We start from the raw sequence: 16,214 nt of genomic DNA on the forward strand, positions 1-16,214 counted from the left end.
GGGCCCTTCGCGCACCCGGGGTCAGCGGATGCGCGCCAGCAGCGAGTCGGCGTGCGCGGTGATCAGGGCGCGGGCCAGCGCCGGGTCCGGGACGGCGAGGGCGTCGGCCAGCGCCCGGTGCTCGGCGTGGTCCTCGGCGGCGTGCGCGCGGGTCGCGGTGGCGGCGGCGGAGATGCGTATCTGACGGTCCCACAGGGTCTCGTACAGGGACGCCAGCACGGGGTTGCCGGCCGCCCGCAGCAGGGTCAGGTGGAAGTGCCGGCCGGCCTCCACCGGGTGCGGGTCGGCGTGCTCGCAGGCGGCGCGCAGCTCGGCGGCGGCGGCCGTCAGCGCCTCCGGGCCGCGGTCGGCCAGGGCGTCGACCGCGCCGTGCTCGAACAGCACCCGGGCCGCCAGCACGTCCCGGGCCTCGCCCGGGGCGATCGGGACGACCTGCGCGCCGCGCTTCGGGTACAGGCGCAGGAAGCCCTCCGACTGCAGGCGCAGGAACGCCTCCCGGACCGGGGTGCGGGACAGGCCCAGGTCGATCGCGACCACGCCCTCGGAGAGCAGCGTGCCGCCCGGCCAGGTGCCGTCGAGCAGCCGGCCGCGGACGTGGTGGTAGGCCCGTTCGGCGGTGGACTGGCCGTCGGCGGCAGCGGGCTGCGCATCGGCGGCGGGGCTGGGCTGGGCGTCGGTCACGCCGCCATTCTGCCACGGCGTCCCACCTTGCATCTAAGCTTGCATCTATGATGCGGGCATGCCTCCGAACGTGCCACGCCCCCGCACCGCCCTGTTCGTGACCTGCCTCAACGACACCCTCTTCCCCGGCACCGGCCGCGCCGCCGTCGCCCTGCTGCGCCGCCTCGGCGTCGAGGTCGACTTCCCGCCCGGCCAGAGCTGCTGCGGACAGATGCACTTCAACACCGGCTACCGGAAGCGGACCGCCCAACTGGCCCGGCACTTCGTGGACACCTTCGGCGACTACGACGAGATCGTCGTCCCCTCCGCGTCCTGCGCCGGCATGCCCGCCGAGGCCTACCCCCTGGCCGCCGTCGGCGACCCCGGGCTCGCCCGGGCCGTCGCCGAACTCGCGCCCCGCGTCGTCGAGTTGACCGAGTACCTGACCGACCGGCTGGGCGTCGAGGAGGTCGGCGCGTACTTCCCGCACCGGGTCACCTACCACCCGACCTGCCACAGCCTGCGGGCCACCGGGCTGGGCGAGCGGCCCTACCGGCTGCTGCGCGCCGTCCGCGGCATCGACTTCGTCGAACTGCCCGCCCAGGAGGAGTGCTGCGGCTTCGGCGGCACCTTCTCGGTGAAGAACCCCGCCGTCTCCGGCGCGATGAACGGCGACAAGGCCCGGCACGTCCTGGAGACCGGCGCGAGCGTCCTCGCCGCCGTCGACAACTCGTGCCTGATGAACATCGGCGGCCGGCTCGACCGGGACGGGCACCCGGTCCGCACCGTGCACCTGGTGGAGATCCTGGCCAGGACCGAACAGGACGGGCCGCTGCCCGGCGTCCCCGTGGTGGAGGGAGCACGATGACGAGGTCCTTCCTGGGCTGGCCCGCCTTCCCGGAGGCCGCCGAACGCGAGGTCGGCAACCGGCAGTTGAGGGAGAACGTGCGCCGCGCCACGCACACCATCCGCGGCAAGCGGGCGGTGCTCGCCGCCGAACGCCCCGACTGGGACGCGCTGCGGGACTCCGCCGCCGCGATCAAGGACCAGGTGCTGGCGAACCTGGAGACCCACCTGCTCCAGGTCGAGGAGAAGGTGACCGCCGCCGGCGGCACCGTCCACTGGGCACGGGACGCCGCCGAGGCCAACCGGATCGTCACCGACCTGGTCCGGGCCACCGGCGAGACCGAGATCGTCAAGGTCAAGTCGATGCTCACCGAGGAGATCGGCCTCGACGCCGCCCTCGAAGCCGCCGGGATCAACGCCCGCGAGACCGACCTCGCCGCCACCATCGTCCAGCTCGGCGACGACCTGCCCTCGCACGTCGTGGTGCCCGCGCTGCACCGCAACCGCAGCGAGATCCGCGACATCTTCGTCCGCGAGATGGGCCGGCACGGCCGCCCCGCCCCCGACGGCCTCACCGACGAACCCGCCGAACTCGCCGAAGCGGCCCGGCTGCACCTGCGGGAGAAGTTCCTCGGCGCGAAGGTCGCCGTCTCCGGCGCCAACTTCCTGGTCGCCGAGACCGGCACCCTGGTCGTCGTCGAATCCGAGGGCAACGGCCGGATGTGCCTCACCCTCGCCGACACCCTGATCTCCGTCGTCGGCATCGAGAAGACCGTCCCCACCTGGCAGGACCTCGAAGTCTTCCTGCAGCTCCTCGCCCGCAACGCCACCGGCGAACGGATGGCCCCCTACACCAGCACCTGGACCGGCACCACCGACGGCGACGGCCCGCAGACCTTCCACCTCGTCCTCGTCGACAACGGCCGCACCCGCGCCCTCGCCGACCCGACGGGCCGTCAGGCCCTGCGCTGCATCCGCTGCGGCGCCTGCATGAACACCTGCCCCGTCTACGAACGCACCGGCGGCCACGCCTACGGCTCCGTCTACCCCGGACCGATCGGCGCCATCCTCAACCCGCTGCTCAAGGGACTCGACGACCCGCAGACCGCGTCCCTGCCGTACGCCTCCACGCTGTGCGGCGCCTGCAACGAGGTCTGCCCCGTCCGGATCCGCTTCACCGACGTCCTGCTCGACCTGCGCGCCCAGGTCGCCGACGGAGGACAGCACCCCGTCGAACGCGCCGCGCTCGGCGCCGTCGGCGGAGTGATGGCGCATCAGGCCGCCTGGAAGGCCGCCGTGAAGACCGCCACCACGGCCGGGCCGCTGCTGCCCCGGCGCGTCGGGCTGCCCGGCGTGCTCGGCGGCTGGACCGACAGCCGCACCCTCCCCGCCATCCCCGAGGAATCCTTCCGCGGCTGGTGGAAGCGGACCCAAGGAGACACCAAGTGACCGACGCCCGCACCGAGATCCTCCGCCGGATCCGCGCCGCCGCCGTCCCGCCCGCGGCCGCCCCGCCCCGCCACTACCTGCGCCACGCCCCCGGCCTCGACGAGGACGACCGCCCCGCCGTCCTCGCGCTGTTCGCCGAACGGCTGGCCGAGTACGGCGCCACCGTGCTGCGCGCGGACGACGCCGGCCCCGCCGTGGCGGAAGCACTCGGGAGCGCCCGCACCGCGGTCGTGCCCGCCGGGCTGCCCGAGCAGTGGACCGCCCACTGGGACGGCGAGACCCGCACCGACCGGCCGCCGCTGACCCACGCCCAACTCGACGCCACCGACGCCGTCCTGACGACCTGTGCCGCCGCCGTCGCCGAATCCGGCACCCTGATCCTCGACGGCGGGCCCGGCCAGGGCCGGCGCGCCGCCACCCTGCTCCCCGACCTGCACGTGTGCGTGGTCCGCGCCGCCCAGGTCCACTCCGCGCTGCCCGGCGCACTCGCCGGACTCGACCCCGCCCGGCCGCTCACCTTCGTCAGCGGGCCGTCCGCCACCGCCGACATCGAGATGATCCGGGTCAAGGGCGTCCACGGACCGCGCCGCCTCGCGGTGGTCCTGCTGCCCTGAGCGCGGGCTCAGCCCTCCGGGGTCGGCGCCGCCGAGGCCGTCGGCCCCGCCGGGCGCGGCGCCGGACCGTGCTGCGCCGTGTACACCAGCCCGAACCCCAGACCGGCCGCCAGCGTCACCGCCCCCGTCCACGCCAGCAGCCGCTTCAACCGCCGCTCCAGCTCCTCGCGCCGGTGCGCGCGCAACGCGGCCGCCTCGGCCTCGGCGAGCTCGGCGTCGAGCCAGGCGGCCCAGTCGGAATGCAGGTCGTCGGACGCCATGACCCGGACATTAGCAGCCCTTTACGCGCATCCGGCCGAGCCCCGAGGAGTCCCGCGCCGACCTGCGCCGACCCGCGACGGGAACGACGAAGGCCCCCCGCTCGCGCGAGGGGCCTTCGACTGTCTGTGCGCCGCCAGGGACTCGAACCCCGGACCCGCTGATTAAGAGTCAGCTGCTCTAACCAACTGAGCTAGCGGCGCTTGCTGACGTGGAAGACTGTAGCAGCGGCCGGGGCCGGAGCCAAAATCCGTTCCGGCCGGAGCGCCGCGTGGCGGGCACCCGGGGTTCAGCGGGCGTTCGGCCGCAGGTCGCCGGGCTCACGCCCGGGGCGGCTGCGGGCCGCGCGGACGCACGCCCAGAGCAGCACGGAGGCGCCCGGCAGCCAGGGCTCCCGGGTGTCGGGGGCGACGATCCAGCGGCCGGCGGCGGTGTCGGTGGCGTCCACCGCGCGCTGGACCGGGGGCACCGTCACCGCGTCGCCGATGCCGTGGCAGAGCAGCGGCGGAACGTCCCGGGCCCACTCCTCCCAGGCCAGCAGGGTGCGCAGGCGGGCCGCCGTGCCCGGCTGCGCGAACAGCAGGGTGCGGCCCCGGAAGGTGGCCACCGGGCCGCAGCCCGGACCGGACGCCCACAGCTCGTCGAGCACCCGGCGGCCGAACACCGCCGGCAGGCTGATCACGTCGAACACCCGGCCGCACGGCAGGACGGCCGGCGCCCACGGGCGGGCCTCCCACAGCGCGCGCATGCTGCTCGGGTACTCGCTGGCGGAGGCCAGCCACGCCTCCCCGGCGACGCTGACGTACTCGACGGATTGATAGGTCCAGATGTCCACCCGTCCAGCCTGGACCGGGCGCGCCCGGGGCCGCGCAGAAAACCGCGTTCGCCGGACACCGGCGGCAGCGAAGGCGTACCATCGCCCGCCGCATATGCCAGGGGCCTGGCGGGGCCTACTCCGCGGGACCGCGCCGCTGCAGGGTGCGGCCGTACTCGACCATCTTCAGCGCGTAGTCGGGCGTCCACTCCGCGCGCTCGGCGATCTGCTCGGCGGACAGCGCGTCGAAGCGGCGCGGATCGGCGAGCTGCGCCGCGGCGATCGCCTGGAAGTCCGTCGCACGCTCCGCCGCGGCGCGGAACGCCAGCGCCAACTCGGTGGAACGGGACAGCAGTTCGGCCGGGTCGGCGATCGACTCCAGGTCGAAGAAGCGCTCCGGCTCGGGCTCCTGGCCCTCCGGTTCGAAGATCAGCTGGGCCGGCCGGATCCGACGCCCCCGATCGCCGGGCCCCGGCACGGCAGCCGGCACCGGCGCACCGCTCTGGTCGGACGCCTGCGGGTGCGAGTCGGGCATGGCGGGGCACCTCCGGGGTGGTGAAAGGGATGACGGCCGGCGTCCATTGTCGCGCGCGGACCGCAACCAGCGGAACGGTGTGCCCGCGGTCGCTATTCCCCACCACCGGCGCGCGGCACCCGCCGCGCGCCGGTGGGCGCGTCACACCAGCCGCACCCGGTGCTCCGACAGCCGCGCCAGCACCGCGTGGTTCGCCTCCCAGCCGTCCGGGAACTTCACCGCCACACCCAGCTGCACCGGCTCCGTCGACGGATGCTCGTCCAGCAGCTCCGCGATGCCCGCCCGGGCCACCACGATGCACGCGTGCCGGTGCCGCGACGCCAACACGCACAGCCGACCCGTCTCCAGGTGGAACGCCGTCGCGTCCGGCCGCCCCGACAGCGGGTGCAGCACCACCGTGACGTCGTACTCCCGGCCCTGCAGCCGGTTCGCGGTGTCCACCGTCACCGCCTCGCCCGCCGCCGGATCCACCGGCACCCCCAGCCGGGCCAGCTCCGCCCGCACCGCCGCCGCCTGGTCCCGGTGCGCCGTCCCCACCGCCACCCGGCCCGCCGTCAACCGCGCCGACCCCTGCTCCGAGACCGCCGTCAACTCCCGCTCCAGCAGCCGCTGCACGGTCCTCGCCACCGCCGCCACCGCCTGCGCGTCGGTGCGCACCGTGTGCCGGGCCGGCAACTCCAGCAGCGCCCAGCCGCTGCCGGCCGCCTCGTCGATCGCCGCGTCCACCGCCGAATCGTCCGACCGCACCCCCGGGTGCAGCGTCCGCTCGCCCGGGCCGGTGCCCGAACGGAACGGCGTGTACGGGTAGAACGCCGACGAGATCAGCGGCGCCGCCGACGCCGGCAGCCGCCAGGACACCGGAAGCCGGTGCGGCCGGATCGACGGATTGTGCGCCAGCAGCGTCACCACCGCCGAGCTCGACGGGTCGTACGACAGGCCCGCCCACTGGTCGGTGCCCACCACCGTGAACGGGTCCAACTGCCCCGGGTCGCCCACGAACAGCGCCCGCTCGAACAGTCGGGCCACCGCCAGCAGCGCGTCCGAGCGCATCTGGTACGCCTCGTCGACGATCGCCTGCCGCCACGGCTGCTCGGCCTTCACCCACTGCCACTTCGCCGCCGTGGAGATCACCACGTCCTGCTCCAGCAGGTCCGCGACCCTGTCCTTCGCGGTGACGTTCGGATGCCGCAGCGCCTCCGGAGCGGGCTTCGAGTCGCTCGCGTGCAGCCGGCCGATCGAGACGTCCGGCGCCTTCGACGCCAACCGGTCCACCAGGTCGTCCACCTGGCTGTTGGTCTGCGCGACGATCATCAGCCGCTCGCCCGCGCCGACCAGCTCCCGGGCCGCCCGCACCACCAGCGTCGACTTGCCCGCGCCCGGCGGCGAATCCACCACCACGCCGCGCGGGGCACCCGGACGCGGACGCACCACCGCGTCCAGAATGCCCGCCACGGCCCGGTCGGCGGCCTCGCCCGGCGACAACGCGCCCGAGTCCAGCGCGTCCTGAGGGTCGGTCACCAGCTCTCCCGAGAAGCTCATCCGCAGGTCATTCCCACTCGTCCGTACCGGCCGGTGAATCCTCGCCGACCACCGGCGGGCCGCCGTGCGTCCACGGAGTGTCCGCGGGCTCCGGCAGCGGCGCCGACTGGCGGGCCGTCAGCTCGAACAGCGTGAACACCACCTCGCTGCCCACCTCCGGCACACTGCCCGGCTCCGGATCCCTGCGCCGCCCCATCCCCGACAGCAGCCGCACCACCACCTCGCCCGGCTCCGCCGACACGATCTCCGCCCGCTGCGCCGGCTCCGCGTGCGCCCGGTACACCTCACGGCCCGGATCGGCGTGCGGACGGTCCCCCGTACGCACCACCAGCAGCGGACGCGGCTTCGGCGAACGGCCCTCGGACCACTCCGGCACCACGTCCACCACCTCACCGGCGAACGCCTCGCCCGCGAGCCGGCGCTCCGCCATCGCCAGCGGATCGTCCAACGCCTCCTGGATCTCCAGCTTCGCCTGCTCCCGCTCGCGCTGCGCCAGCTTGCGGGCCGCCGTCACCGCGTCGTCCCGGCGCGGCTGCGGCGGCTCGCCCGCCGCGACCCGGTCCCGGTGCATGGTGAACGACCAGCGGTCGCCCTCCCAGCGCTCCGGCAGATGACCCGCCGGCGGCAGCCCGCGCAACAGGTCCACGCCCTGCCACACGTCGCGCCAGGTCGGCAGCGTCGCCGCCAGCAGCACCCGGGACAACTCCGCCCGGGCCTGCTCGACCAGCCCCGCCGCCCGGCGCGACTCCACCGCGTCCCGCGCCGCCTCCGCCCGCTCCCACACCGCCACCGCCGCGTCGTGCCGCAGGATCGCCGGAGCCAGCACCTTCTCGTCGAACGTCGGATCCGTCGCCGGACCGGCCGGCGGACACACCGGCACACCCTCCGCGTCGCGCTCCGACTCCACCCACTCCGCCGCCGCCGCACCCGTCACCGGCGGCTCCAGGCCGGGCGGCGGACGGTGCCAGGCCAGCCGGGCCGCCAGGTGCTGGTCCTCCAGACCGGACTGACCCGTCGCCCAGTGCCGCGCCAGCAGACCCGTCATCGCCAGCAGCATCGACGAACCCGGCACCTGCGCCCGGTCCGTCAGATGCGTCAACCACCGCCCCAGCAGCGGAACCTGCGTCGGCGCCGGGTACTCGCCCGGATCCGGGTCCTCCGCCGTGCGACGGAACCGGGTGGACCGGCCCAGCAGCGCCAGGTGCGACACCCCCGCCGCGTTCGGCACGATCAGCTGCGGCGCGTCCGCGCACAGCTCCCGCACCACCGCCACCTTCTCGCCGCTCACCGGGTCCTTCTCCGAACCCTCCAGCAGCTCCACCTGCTCGCCGAACGACTCCAGGTACGGCACCACGTCCGCCGCCACCGCCGCCAGGAAGTCCGACCGCTGCGTGCGGTTCAGCGGCTGCGGCACCAGGTGCAGCCGCGGCGCGTCCCGGTCCGTGCCCAGCAGCACCGCCAGCGGCGCGCCCGCCTCGCCCGCCGCCGCCAACGGCACCAGCACCATCGGACGCTCCGACAGATGGCGGTGCCGCACCGTCGCCAACGGCTCCGCCCGCTGCCCGCGCACCGCCTCCAACCGCGCCAGCGTGGACAGCAGACTCACCGCAGGCCCCCGGCCGTCAGCGCCTCCGCCCGCAGCCGCGCCGCGTACGCCAGCCGCTCGGACGCCTCGTCCAACCCCAACTCGGCCAGCAGCGAAGGCTCCAGGCTCTCCGCCGCGCCCCGCTCGGCCGCCGCGAGCGCCGCCTCCACGGTGCGCAGCGAGCCCAGCTCCCCCCGCACACCGCGGCCCAACTGCTCCACCGCACCCGAGCACCGGGCCTGCGCCCGGCAGTGGAAGCCCAGCTCGCAGGTCGAGATGCACTCCGGACCGTACGCGGCCGGCACCGCCGCCACCGCCTCCGTCAACTCCTCCACCGGACGGGTCGGCGCACCCGAGTCGTCCCGCGCCAGGTCGAAGGTCACCCCCTCCGGCAGCGCCGCGAGCAGCTGCTCCACCCTGGTCATCCGGGACAACTGCCGCCGGGTGGTGGACAGTTCGCGCCGCACGTCGACCGGCACCGCGACCGGACGGTTGGAGAAGTCCTTCGGGCAGACCAGCAGCACCGTCAACTCCGGCGCGCCCGGCAGCTCCTGGACCGCATAAGGATCGCCGGACGGCTCCCGGCCGGCCAGCCGGGCCGCCGCCTCCTGCAACGCCAGCACGTACACCGCGGCCTGCCGGGCCGCCGCGCCGACCTTCGCCGGATCGGCCGAACCGTCCAGCACCGGGAAGGACTTGATCTCCACCACGGTGCACCGGCCGCCGTGCACCACCAGCGCGTCGGGCTCCAGGTACGCCGGGCTGCCCGCCACGTCGAGGCGCAGCATCGGACGGTCCAGCAGCGTCCACGCCGCGGGATCGGCGCACGCCTCGGCCAGCGCCGCCAGCGTCCGCTCCGCGCGCACCGCGGGGGACTGCGACGGCAGCAGGTCCGGCACCCCGAGCGAGGCCACCTCGTCGTCCGGCACCCCCAGCATCCGGCGCAGCGGCTGCAGGAGCACCGCGTAGCCGTCCTGCTTCAGCCGGGACTCGAACTGCAGGCCGCGGCGGATCGCGAACGGCGACTGGCCGAACGGCGCGGGGCGGCCCAGCCGCTGCGCCAGCGCCGTCTTGTCCACCCCCGCGGCGTCCAGCAGGGCGCGACGGCGGCATCCGGGATTGGCGGCGAGAGCGGCGAGGGCCCGGGCGTCGAGGCTGCGCTGCGGCGCGGGGCCGCGCAGCTCGGAGAGCCGCCGAAGCGGCGGGGAAGCCTGCCCCAAGTGCGAGACGTTCATGGTGCGGCCCAGTCTCGCATCCGCCGCCGACAAAGCGGAGCCCGCCGCTCGATCCGCCCCGCCCGGTGAGGGATCATGGGCCCGCGGCCCCGACGACGCGGCCGGCACCTGCCCCGCCCGCGCCCTGTGCCCGCCCCGTCGGGGGTCTGTTCCCGCCTCGTCGGGGGCCTGTGCCCGCTCCGTCCGGGGCCCGTGAAGTACCGTCGAGACCTTCGGGACCTACGAGCTCCCATCGAACATCGAACGAGGTAGACCCCCATGCCCGCCCGTATCGTGCTGGTCCGCCACGGCGAGACCTCCTGGTCGGCCACCGGCCGGCACACCGGCCGCACCGACGTCCCGCTCACCGAGGAAGGCCGCGCCATGGCCCGCGCCCTCGGCGAGCGCCTCGGCCGAGCCCCGTGGAACGGCCTGCCCGACGCCACCGTGTACACCAGCCCGCTGTCCCGCGCCCGCGACACCGCCGAGCTCGCGGGCTTCGGCGACCGCGCGATCGACCGCCCCGAACTGCTGGAGTGGGACTACGGCCAGTACGAGGGCCGGACCGGCGCCGAGATCCGCGCCACCGACCAGCCCGGCTGGCTGATCTGGCGCGACGGCGTCCCCGGCGGCGAGAAGCTCTCCGAGGTCTGCGCCCGGGTCGACGGCTTCCTCGCCGAGATCAACGAGCGGCACGGCGTGCCCGAGCCCGGCACCACCACGATGAACTGCGCCGACTGCGAGGTCGTGGTGTTCGCCCACGGCCACCTGCTGCGCATCCTCACCGCCCGCTGGCTCGGCCTCGCCCCCGAGTACGCGCAGCGCTTCAAGCTCGGCACCGCCGCGCTCTCCGTGCTGTCCTGGGAGTACGGGCTGCCCGCCGTCGAGATCTGGAACGACCACAGCCACCTCGACCGGCTCTGACCCGGCCACCGGGCGGCGGGTGTGGACGGGGAGGCCGTGCCGTTGACGGTGCGTCAGGCGGCCCGTGGCGGTGACGGTGTGCGTCAGGCGGCCACGGCGTCGTCGTAGCCGCTCAGGAACTCCCGCACCTCCGGCACGGCCGCGTGCCCGCGCAGGCGGTCCGCGGTGTGCGCCAGCATGCCGCGGATCCGCGCCGAGCGGACCTGGCCGAGCAGCGCCACCACCGCCGACCCCTGCGCGGCCGCGCCGGCCAGGTCGCCCCGGCCCAGCCGGTCGTGCGCCAACTCGGCGGTGTACAGCGCCCGGTTGCGGACGAAGTGCGGCCGCTGGAGGCTCACCGCCTGCTCCGCCCGGGTGCTCGCCCGCTCCCACTCGCCGAGCGCCGACCAGCACTGCGCCTCCTGGCCGGCCAACTCCGCCTCCCCGAAGAAGGACATCCACTCCGGGTCGGCGTCCCGCGGGCCGCGGTCGAACAGCGCGTACGCGCGGGCCAGCGCCCGTCGGCAGGCGCCCCGGTCGCCGAGCAGCGCCCAGCCGCCCGCCTCGCGCAGCGACAGCAGGGACAGCAGCCGGTCCGAGCCCAGCCCGGCGGCCGCGGCCTGCCCGGCCTGCGCGGCGCGCAGCGCCTCCCGGGGGCGGCCGGCGTCCCGCGCCAGGAAGGCGCTGTTGCTGAACACGTGCGCCTCCAGGTGTGCGTCCTGGGCCATCCGGGCGGTCGCCAGCGCCTCCGAGTAGAACGACCTGGCATCCATCAGCCGGTTCGAGTCGTGCGCCAACCAGCCGACGGAGATGGCGAGTTCGCCCGCGCCGCACTGCAGGCGGCGCTCGGTGGCGGCGTTGTAGTCGCCGTCGTTGAGCAGCACGTAGGCACTGCGCAGGGACTGCCCGGCCAGCTCGAACAGGGCGTCCGCGCCGTGCGCGTCGTCCAGCAGCCGGATGTCGCGGACCGCCTGCTCGACGCCGCGGACCTCGGCCGCGCCGACCCGGCGGCGCTCCGGCTGGGGCGGGGCCGCGGGCAGCGGCGGCCGGTCCATACCGAGCGCGGCCGCCACCGCGGCGGGGCCACCGTTCAGGAACGTACGGCGAAGCACGTCGTCGTTCTCCTCGTCAGACCGATGCGTCGGGTCCGGCGGGCCCGCCGGGGAGGCAGGTCCGGAGGCCGGATCGGTGGGTGGTTGCCTGGTCGGTCGGGCCGCCGGGCCGGTGGCCGGTGTCGGGCCGGCGGCGGGCGTCGCCGGCCCGGCCGCGGGTGCGGCGGACCCCGGGCGGCGGAGGACCGTCTTGCGCGCGGCGAACCCGAGGTCCGCCAAGGACTTCTCCGGCCACATGTGCCGGAACACCCGCTGGTAGGCGTAGTTGGGGCAGCGGATCTCGCCGGCCTCCACCCGCCCGACGTAGCGCGCATCGCACGACACGTGCTCGCCGATCTCCCGGGCGGCCCGGCGGACCAGCGTGGCGAACTCCCGCGGGGAGAGGTCGCCGCGCAGCTCGCGCATCGCCTGGTTGGGGACGGCCGCCGGACGGGGCCCGCCGGATCGCGTGGCTGCCATGGTGCACTCCGAGGTCGTACCGGGGCGGTCGCGCCGACCTCTGGGTGAGAGCCGCCGCGTCGCCACGACAGTACCCGCAGTCACTCGGCGTACACGGCGAGTTGCCGGGAGAAGTAGGGTCAATTGGGGACAATACGGACGCAGTTGCTGTGTTCCGCCACGAAATGCCATGGCTTGCCGTATCGGAGGCCGTGGCCTGAACGAGGGGTTGCGCGTTGTCCTGATACATGGACACCGGCGGCACGGGCCCCCTCCCGTGCCGGCCCCCCGTTGCCCAATCGGGCGTCGGAGCACCTTCCGGCGTCCGCGCGACCCGAGGTGACAGGAGGTCCCCCATGGCCACCGGAGTTCCCCAGTACCGGCGTCCGACCGTCCAGGCCGTGCTGCCCGGCTCCGCGGTGCTGCCCGCGCCGCCGGCCGTCTCGGCCTGCACCGGAGCCGGCCCGGGCGGCGTGGTCGGGAAGGTCGCGCAGTACGACACGGTGACGGTGCCGGTCCGGCACGGCCTGGAGGCGGTCGACATCCTGCGGCTCCGGCGGGCCTGCGGGGCCGTCCAGCAGATCGCCGGCGGCTCCGCGATCGCCTTCCTGGTCCCGCCCGGCACCGCGTTGCGCTGGCACCTGCCCGGCTCCACCTGTACCTCCGGCGCGGACCTGCTGCCGCCCACCGATCCGCACTGGATCATCCCGCCTTCCGGCCCGCAGCACCGCGCCCGCCCCACCGACGCCTGGGTGCTCCGCTCGGCCCTCTGCGAGGCCGCCACCACCCTCACCGCGGGCGGCCTCGGGCCGCTCTGAGCGGAGCCCGTGCAAAACGCCTTCTCGTTCCTGACGGACACTCATACAGTGTTCTGCACAGGCCGATCGGGGGAGGCGTCGAGTGTCGCAGAACAGTCCTGGGCCGGGGCCGCAGCTGCCGCCGGTACCGCAGATGCCGCCGATGCCGACGTTCCGGCCGGGGCAGGTCGAGCTCCGGGTCGACAAGCAGCTGCTGTGGATCGGGCAGGCCGCGTACCCGCTGCACAACATCGCCCGGGTGTTCCCGGTGACGCTCTACCCGCGGAGCGCCGAGGCCTTCGGACGGTTCGGCCGGCGGGTCGCCGTCACGCTGGTGTCCGCCTTCGTGGTGCTCGGCATCGGACAGTTCTCCATCGAGACCGCCAGCAGCCGGTCGACCCGCTCGGACACCTCCTCCTCGTTCACCCACTTCGTCACCACGGTCGTGGTGATCGCCCTCATCGTGTACGTCGTCGAACTGCTCCGGGTGGTCCTGCAGAAGCCGCAGCACGTGGTCGCCATCGAGACCAACGGCTCCTCGGTCGCCCTGATCACCGCCGCCGACGCCGCGAGCCGCCGCGCCCTGACCGAGTACATCGCCGCCGCCATCGAGGACCCCCGGGGCGGCCTGCTCCTCCACGTGGACACCCTGACGATCAACCCGGCGCACTACTACTTCGGCGACACCGTCAACGTCCACGGCACCGGCAACGTCGGAAGGATCAGCACATGAGCGGCGAACAGCACTTCTACCTGGGCAACGTCACCAACGTCCACGGCACCGGGAACATCGGCTCGGTCAACTTCGGCGCCACCGCGCAGCCCGGCCCCGAACAGCTCGCGCTGCTCCGGTCCCTGCTCGCCGAGCTGCGCCGACACGTCCCGGAGGCGGACGCGCAGCGGCTCGACGAGACGGTCACCGACCTCGACCCGACGGGCGGGCCGGCCGGGGAGACCGCGGAGCAGCGCGGGGCGCGACTGAACCGGGCGCTGGAGACCGCGCGGCGGATCGCCGAGACGGCGCGCAGCCTCGGGCCCGGGGTGGTCGAGCTCGCCAACCGGATCATCGGGATGGCGTCGGGGGGCTGAGGGGGCGGTGCCGCGTGGTTCCGGGCGGGGCCGGGGCGGATGCGGCTTGAGGCTTGAGGCTTGAGCTTGAGGGGGCGGGGGCGTCCGTGGCCCGGTTTCGGGTGATCATCGGATAATGGGCGCATGGGCCGCTCACGTACCACCCCCGCCTCCGCCGTCCCAGGCCGCGCACACACCGAGGGCCCGCTGACCGCGACCGTCGCCTCCGGCACCGCCGAACTGCGCCCCGACCGCGACCGGCCGCACGCCTGGCAGCTCGTCCTCGACGGCGCCCCGCAGTCGCTGGTCGACCTCGCCGACCCCACCCACCTCGGCTTCGAGTACCAGCGGCGGATCGGCCACCTGATCGACCTCGCCGCCCCCGCCCGCCAGCCCGTCTCGGTGCTCCACCTCGGCGGCGGCGCACTCACCCTGGCCCGCTACACCGCCGCCACCCGACCGCGGTCGCGCCAGCAGGTCGCCGAGATCGACACCGCGCTCACCGAACTCGTGCGCACCGAGCTCCCGTTGGACCGCACCTGGCAGATCCGGGTGCGCGGCGGCGACGCCCGCGCCGTCCTCGACCGCACCCCCGAAGGCTCCACCGACCTGGTGATCGCCGACATCTTCGCCGGTGCCCGGGTCCCCGCCCACTGCGCCACCGTCGAGTTCGCCCGCCTCGCCGCCCGGGCCCTCACCGGGGCCGGCCGCTACACCGCCAACATCACCGACGGCGGCCAACTCGCCTTCGCCCGCGCCCAGGCCGCGACCCTGCTGGCCGTCTTCCCCGAGGTCTGCCTGATCGCCGATCCCGCCGTGCTGCGCGGCAAGCGCTTCGGCAACCTCGTCCTGGCCGCCGCCCACACCCCCCTCCCGTTCACCGACCTGACCCGCCGCCTGGCGGCCGACCCCGCCCAGGCCCGCCTCCTCCACGGCCGCGACCTCACCGACTTCACCGCCGGCGCAGCCCCCGTCCCCGACACCCGGGCCGTCCAGTCCCCACCCCCGCCCCCGAGGGCCTTCGACTGACCTGCTGATGCCGCCTCAGGAGGGCAGCAGCCCGCGGCTCCGTCGACAGCTGCGGTGCTTGTGGGTGGCGGCGCTGGGGCGGAGGGCCGACCCAGTGCCCGTCGCCGACGCCCGCGCAGCTCGGTCCCTGCGAGGGCCGCCAGGGCCTTGGTGGGAGCGTGGCGCCCGTGCGGGGCGGCTCTGTCGGCGTGGCCGCGATGTTGGTAGGCGGCGGCGGACGTGGGGGCGGTGGGCGGCGAGGGGCGGAGTCGCTGTCTTCGCCGGGCGCAGTTCCCGCGTCCGCCCGCGAATGCCTTCGCCCGAACGTTTGACGTCGCGTCAGATCGCAGCGGTCCCCGCGCGGGGCGGCTCCGGCGGCGGGTGCGGTGTTCGGGGGTGGAGTCGTTGTCCTCACCGACGCAGCCCCTGCCTCCGCCGCCCGCCGGGAGTCCAGTCCCCGCCTCCGCCGCCGGAGGCCGTGGTCAGCCGTTCGAGGTCGTCAGGGCCGCAGTAGCTGGCGCGGAGCGGCTCTGCCGGCCTGGCCGCGGCGCGGGTGGGAGTCGTCGGTCTCGTCGGTGTCGTCCCGTCCCACAGGGTCGCGGCGTCCGGCTTCCGTCCCTGCCAGCGAGACTGCCGGGGGCTGTCAGTGGCCGCCGGGGAGGCCGCGGTGTTTGTAGGTGGCGGCGGCGGTGAGGAGGAGGCCGGCGGCGATGGGGAGGAGGACGGCGAGCGTGGAGTCGTTGTCCTCGGGGCGGGTGGGGGCGGCGGTGAGGGCGAGTGGGGAGCCGTCGTTCTCGGGGGTGGTGCTGGGCGGCGGCGGGGGGAGGAGGGTGACGGTGTCGATCCGCTGGCGGGAGGGAAGCGGGGCGGGGTCGTCGGCGGGCCGGGGAGCGGGCACCCGGGTCGCCGGTTCCTCGGGGCGGCCGTCGGCAGGGCCGGAGCGGGAGGCGCGGCCGCCCTCTTCGGCGCGGCCCTGCGGGGGGACGGTGGAGAGCAGGCGGGTGGCGATGGTGAAGGCGTCGGGGCCGGACTGCTGGCCGGGGAGCGGGAGTTCGCCGGTGCCGAGGTGCTGTTGCAGGACGGTGCCGAGTTCGCCGACCGCGCTGTCCAGCGCGTGGCCGGTGCCGCCGAGCAGCCCCCCTGCGTCGGCCGGGGCGGCCGGACCGGCCGGGCAGAGCGATCGGATGCGGGCGGGGCCGGCCCGATCGGGGTCGGTGGCGTAGGCGTCGCCGGTGCCGAGGACCAGGCCCAGCAGCTGGGCGGCGAGCATCCCGCTCGCCGCCAGTGCCCCGGGCAGGCCCCGCCGGGGGGTGTCCGAACGTCGCGGCCGCTTGGGGTGGTTGGTTCGCACACCAGGGGAGAACGAGCGAGACT

17 protein-coding genes and 1 tRNA gene are annotated in these 16,214 nt (G+C 75.4%); 8 read left to right on the forward strand and 10 right to left on the reverse strand.

What is annotated here, in order from left to right; all coding sequences use genetic code 11:
• Positions 1-21 precede the first annotated feature (21 nt).
• Positions 22-681, reverse strand: a complete 660-nt coding sequence (locus ACFV1L_RS03395) for a GntR family transcriptional regulator (RefSeq protein WP_380362433.1) — start codon at positions 679-681, stop codon at positions 22-24.
• 58 nt (positions 682-739) lie between these two features.
• Here ACFV1L_RS03395 and ACFV1L_RS03400 point away from each other — a divergent pair, with 58 nt between their 5' ends.
• From ACFV1L_RS03400 to ACFV1L_RS03410, 3 genes are read left to right on the forward strand one after another with little or no spacing between them, the layout of a single operon-like run.
• The gene (locus tag ACFV1L_RS03400; protein ID WP_380362435.1) at positions 740-1,528 is read left to right on the forward strand and encodes a (Fe-S)-binding protein; all 789 of its coding nucleotides are present in this window, start codon (positions 740-742) and stop codon (positions 1,526-1,528) included.
• Positions 1,525-2,955, forward strand: coding sequence for a LutB/LldF family L-lactate oxidation iron-sulfur protein (locus ACFV1L_RS03405; RefSeq protein WP_380362437.1), 1,431 nt, complete (start codon positions 1,525-1,527; stop codon positions 2,953-2,955). The genes ACFV1L_RS03400 and ACFV1L_RS03405 overlap by 4 nt, the downstream gene beginning before the upstream one ends.
• A complete protein-coding gene (locus tag ACFV1L_RS03410; RefSeq protein ID WP_380362439.1) occupies positions 2,952-3,569 on the forward strand; it encodes a lactate utilization protein C in 618 nt (205 codons plus the stop codon). Before ACFV1L_RS03405 ends, ACFV1L_RS03410 begins: the two co-directional genes overlap by 4 nt.
• An 8-nt stretch (positions 3,570-3,577) precedes the next feature.
• Here ACFV1L_RS03410 and ACFV1L_RS03415 read toward each other — a convergent pair whose 3' ends face one another.
• The 7 genes from ACFV1L_RS03415 to ACFV1L_RS03445 all read right to left on the reverse strand — a co-directional run bounded on the left by ACFV1L_RS03415 (position 3,578) and on the right by ACFV1L_RS03445 (position 9,535).
• A complete protein-coding gene (locus ACFV1L_RS03415; protein WP_380362441.1) occupies positions 3,578-3,829 on the reverse strand; it encodes a hypothetical protein in 252 nt (83 codons plus the stop codon).
• A gap of 127 nt (positions 3,830-3,956) precedes the next feature.
• Positions 3,957-4,030, reverse strand: a tRNA-Lys gene (locus ACFV1L_RS03420).
• 86 nt (positions 4,031-4,116) lie between these two features.
• Positions 4,117-4,662 carry a bifunctional DNA primase/polymerase gene (locus ACFV1L_RS03425; RefSeq protein ID WP_380362442.1) on the reverse strand — a complete coding sequence of 182 codons (546 nt, stop codon included), beginning with the start codon at positions 4,660-4,662 and terminating at the stop codon, positions 4,117-4,119.
• Positions 4,663-4,777: 115 nt separating this feature from the next.
• Positions 4,778-5,176 (reverse strand): hypothetical protein, encoded by a 399-nt coding sequence (locus ACFV1L_RS03430; RefSeq protein WP_380362444.1) that lies wholly within the window; start codon positions 5,174-5,176, stop codon positions 4,778-4,780.
• A 141-nt stretch (positions 5,177-5,317) separates the two neighbouring features.
• Entirely contained in the window at positions 5,318-6,715 is a 1,398-nt protein-coding gene (locus ACFV1L_RS03435; RefSeq protein WP_380362446.1) for an AAA domain-containing protein, read from the reverse strand.
• Positions 6,716-6,722: 7 nt separating this feature from the next.
• Complete coding sequence (locus tag ACFV1L_RS03440) at positions 6,723-8,321, reverse strand: hypothetical protein (RefSeq protein ID WP_380362448.1); 1,599 nt, start codon at positions 8,319-8,321, stop codon at positions 6,723-6,725.
• Positions 8,318-9,535 carry a hypothetical protein gene (locus ACFV1L_RS03445; protein WP_380362450.1) on the reverse strand — a complete coding sequence of 406 codons (1,218 nt, stop codon included), beginning with the start codon at positions 9,533-9,535 and terminating at the stop codon, positions 8,318-8,320. Before ACFV1L_RS03445 ends, ACFV1L_RS03440 begins: the two co-directional genes overlap by 4 nt.
• 258 nt (positions 9,536-9,793) lie before the next feature.
• Here ACFV1L_RS03445 and ACFV1L_RS03450 point away from each other — a divergent pair, with 258 nt between their 5' ends.
• Positions 9,794-10,438 (forward strand): histidine phosphatase family protein, encoded by a 645-nt coding sequence (locus ACFV1L_RS03450; protein ID WP_380362452.1) that lies wholly within the window; start codon positions 9,794-9,796, stop codon positions 10,436-10,438.
• Between the two features lie 83 nt (positions 10,439-10,521).
• Here ACFV1L_RS03450 and ACFV1L_RS03455 read toward each other — a convergent pair whose 3' ends face one another.
• The gene (locus tag ACFV1L_RS03455; protein WP_380362454.1) at positions 10,522-11,988 is read right to left on the reverse strand and encodes a tetratricopeptide repeat protein; all 1,467 of its coding nucleotides are present in this window, start codon (positions 11,986-11,988) and stop codon (positions 10,522-10,524) included.
• Positions 11,989-12,323: 335 nt separating this feature from the next.
• Between ACFV1L_RS03455 and ACFV1L_RS03460 the strand changes: the two genes are divergently transcribed.
• The 4 genes from ACFV1L_RS03460 to ACFV1L_RS03475 all read left to right on the forward strand — a co-directional run bounded on the left by ACFV1L_RS03460 (position 12,324) and on the right by ACFV1L_RS03475 (position 14,861).
• Positions 12,324-12,785, forward strand: coding sequence for a hypothetical protein (locus ACFV1L_RS03460; protein WP_380362455.1), 462 nt, complete (start codon positions 12,324-12,326; stop codon positions 12,783-12,785).
• Between the two features lie 142 nt (positions 12,786-12,927).
• Positions 12,928-13,497, forward strand: coding sequence for a DUF6232 family protein (locus ACFV1L_RS03465; RefSeq protein WP_380362457.1), 570 nt, complete (start codon positions 12,928-12,930; stop codon positions 13,495-13,497).
• Entirely contained in the window at positions 13,494-13,853 is a 360-nt protein-coding gene (locus ACFV1L_RS03470) for a hypothetical protein (protein WP_380362459.1), read from the forward strand. The genes ACFV1L_RS03465 and ACFV1L_RS03470 overlap by 4 nt, the downstream gene beginning before the upstream one ends.
• A 123-nt stretch (positions 13,854-13,976) precedes the next feature.
• Positions 13,977-14,861 carry a spermidine synthase gene (locus tag ACFV1L_RS03475; RefSeq protein WP_380362460.1) on the forward strand — a complete coding sequence of 295 codons (885 nt, stop codon included), beginning with the start codon at positions 13,977-13,979 and terminating at the stop codon, positions 14,859-14,861.
• Positions 14,862-15,483: 622 nt separating this feature from the next.
• On the opposite strand, the gene ACFV1L_RS03480 is transcribed toward ACFV1L_RS03475, so the two are convergent.
• Complete coding sequence (locus tag ACFV1L_RS03480; RefSeq protein WP_380362462.1) at positions 15,484-16,110, reverse strand: hypothetical protein; 627 nt, start codon at positions 16,108-16,110, stop codon at positions 15,484-15,486.
• Positions 16,111-16,214: the final 104 nt, after the last annotated feature.

It is taken from the genome of Kitasatospora sp. NPDC059646 (genome assembly GCF_042734615.1).
Classification (GTDB): domain Bacteria; phylum Actinomycetota; class Actinomycetes; order Streptomycetales; family Streptomycetaceae; genus Kitasatospora.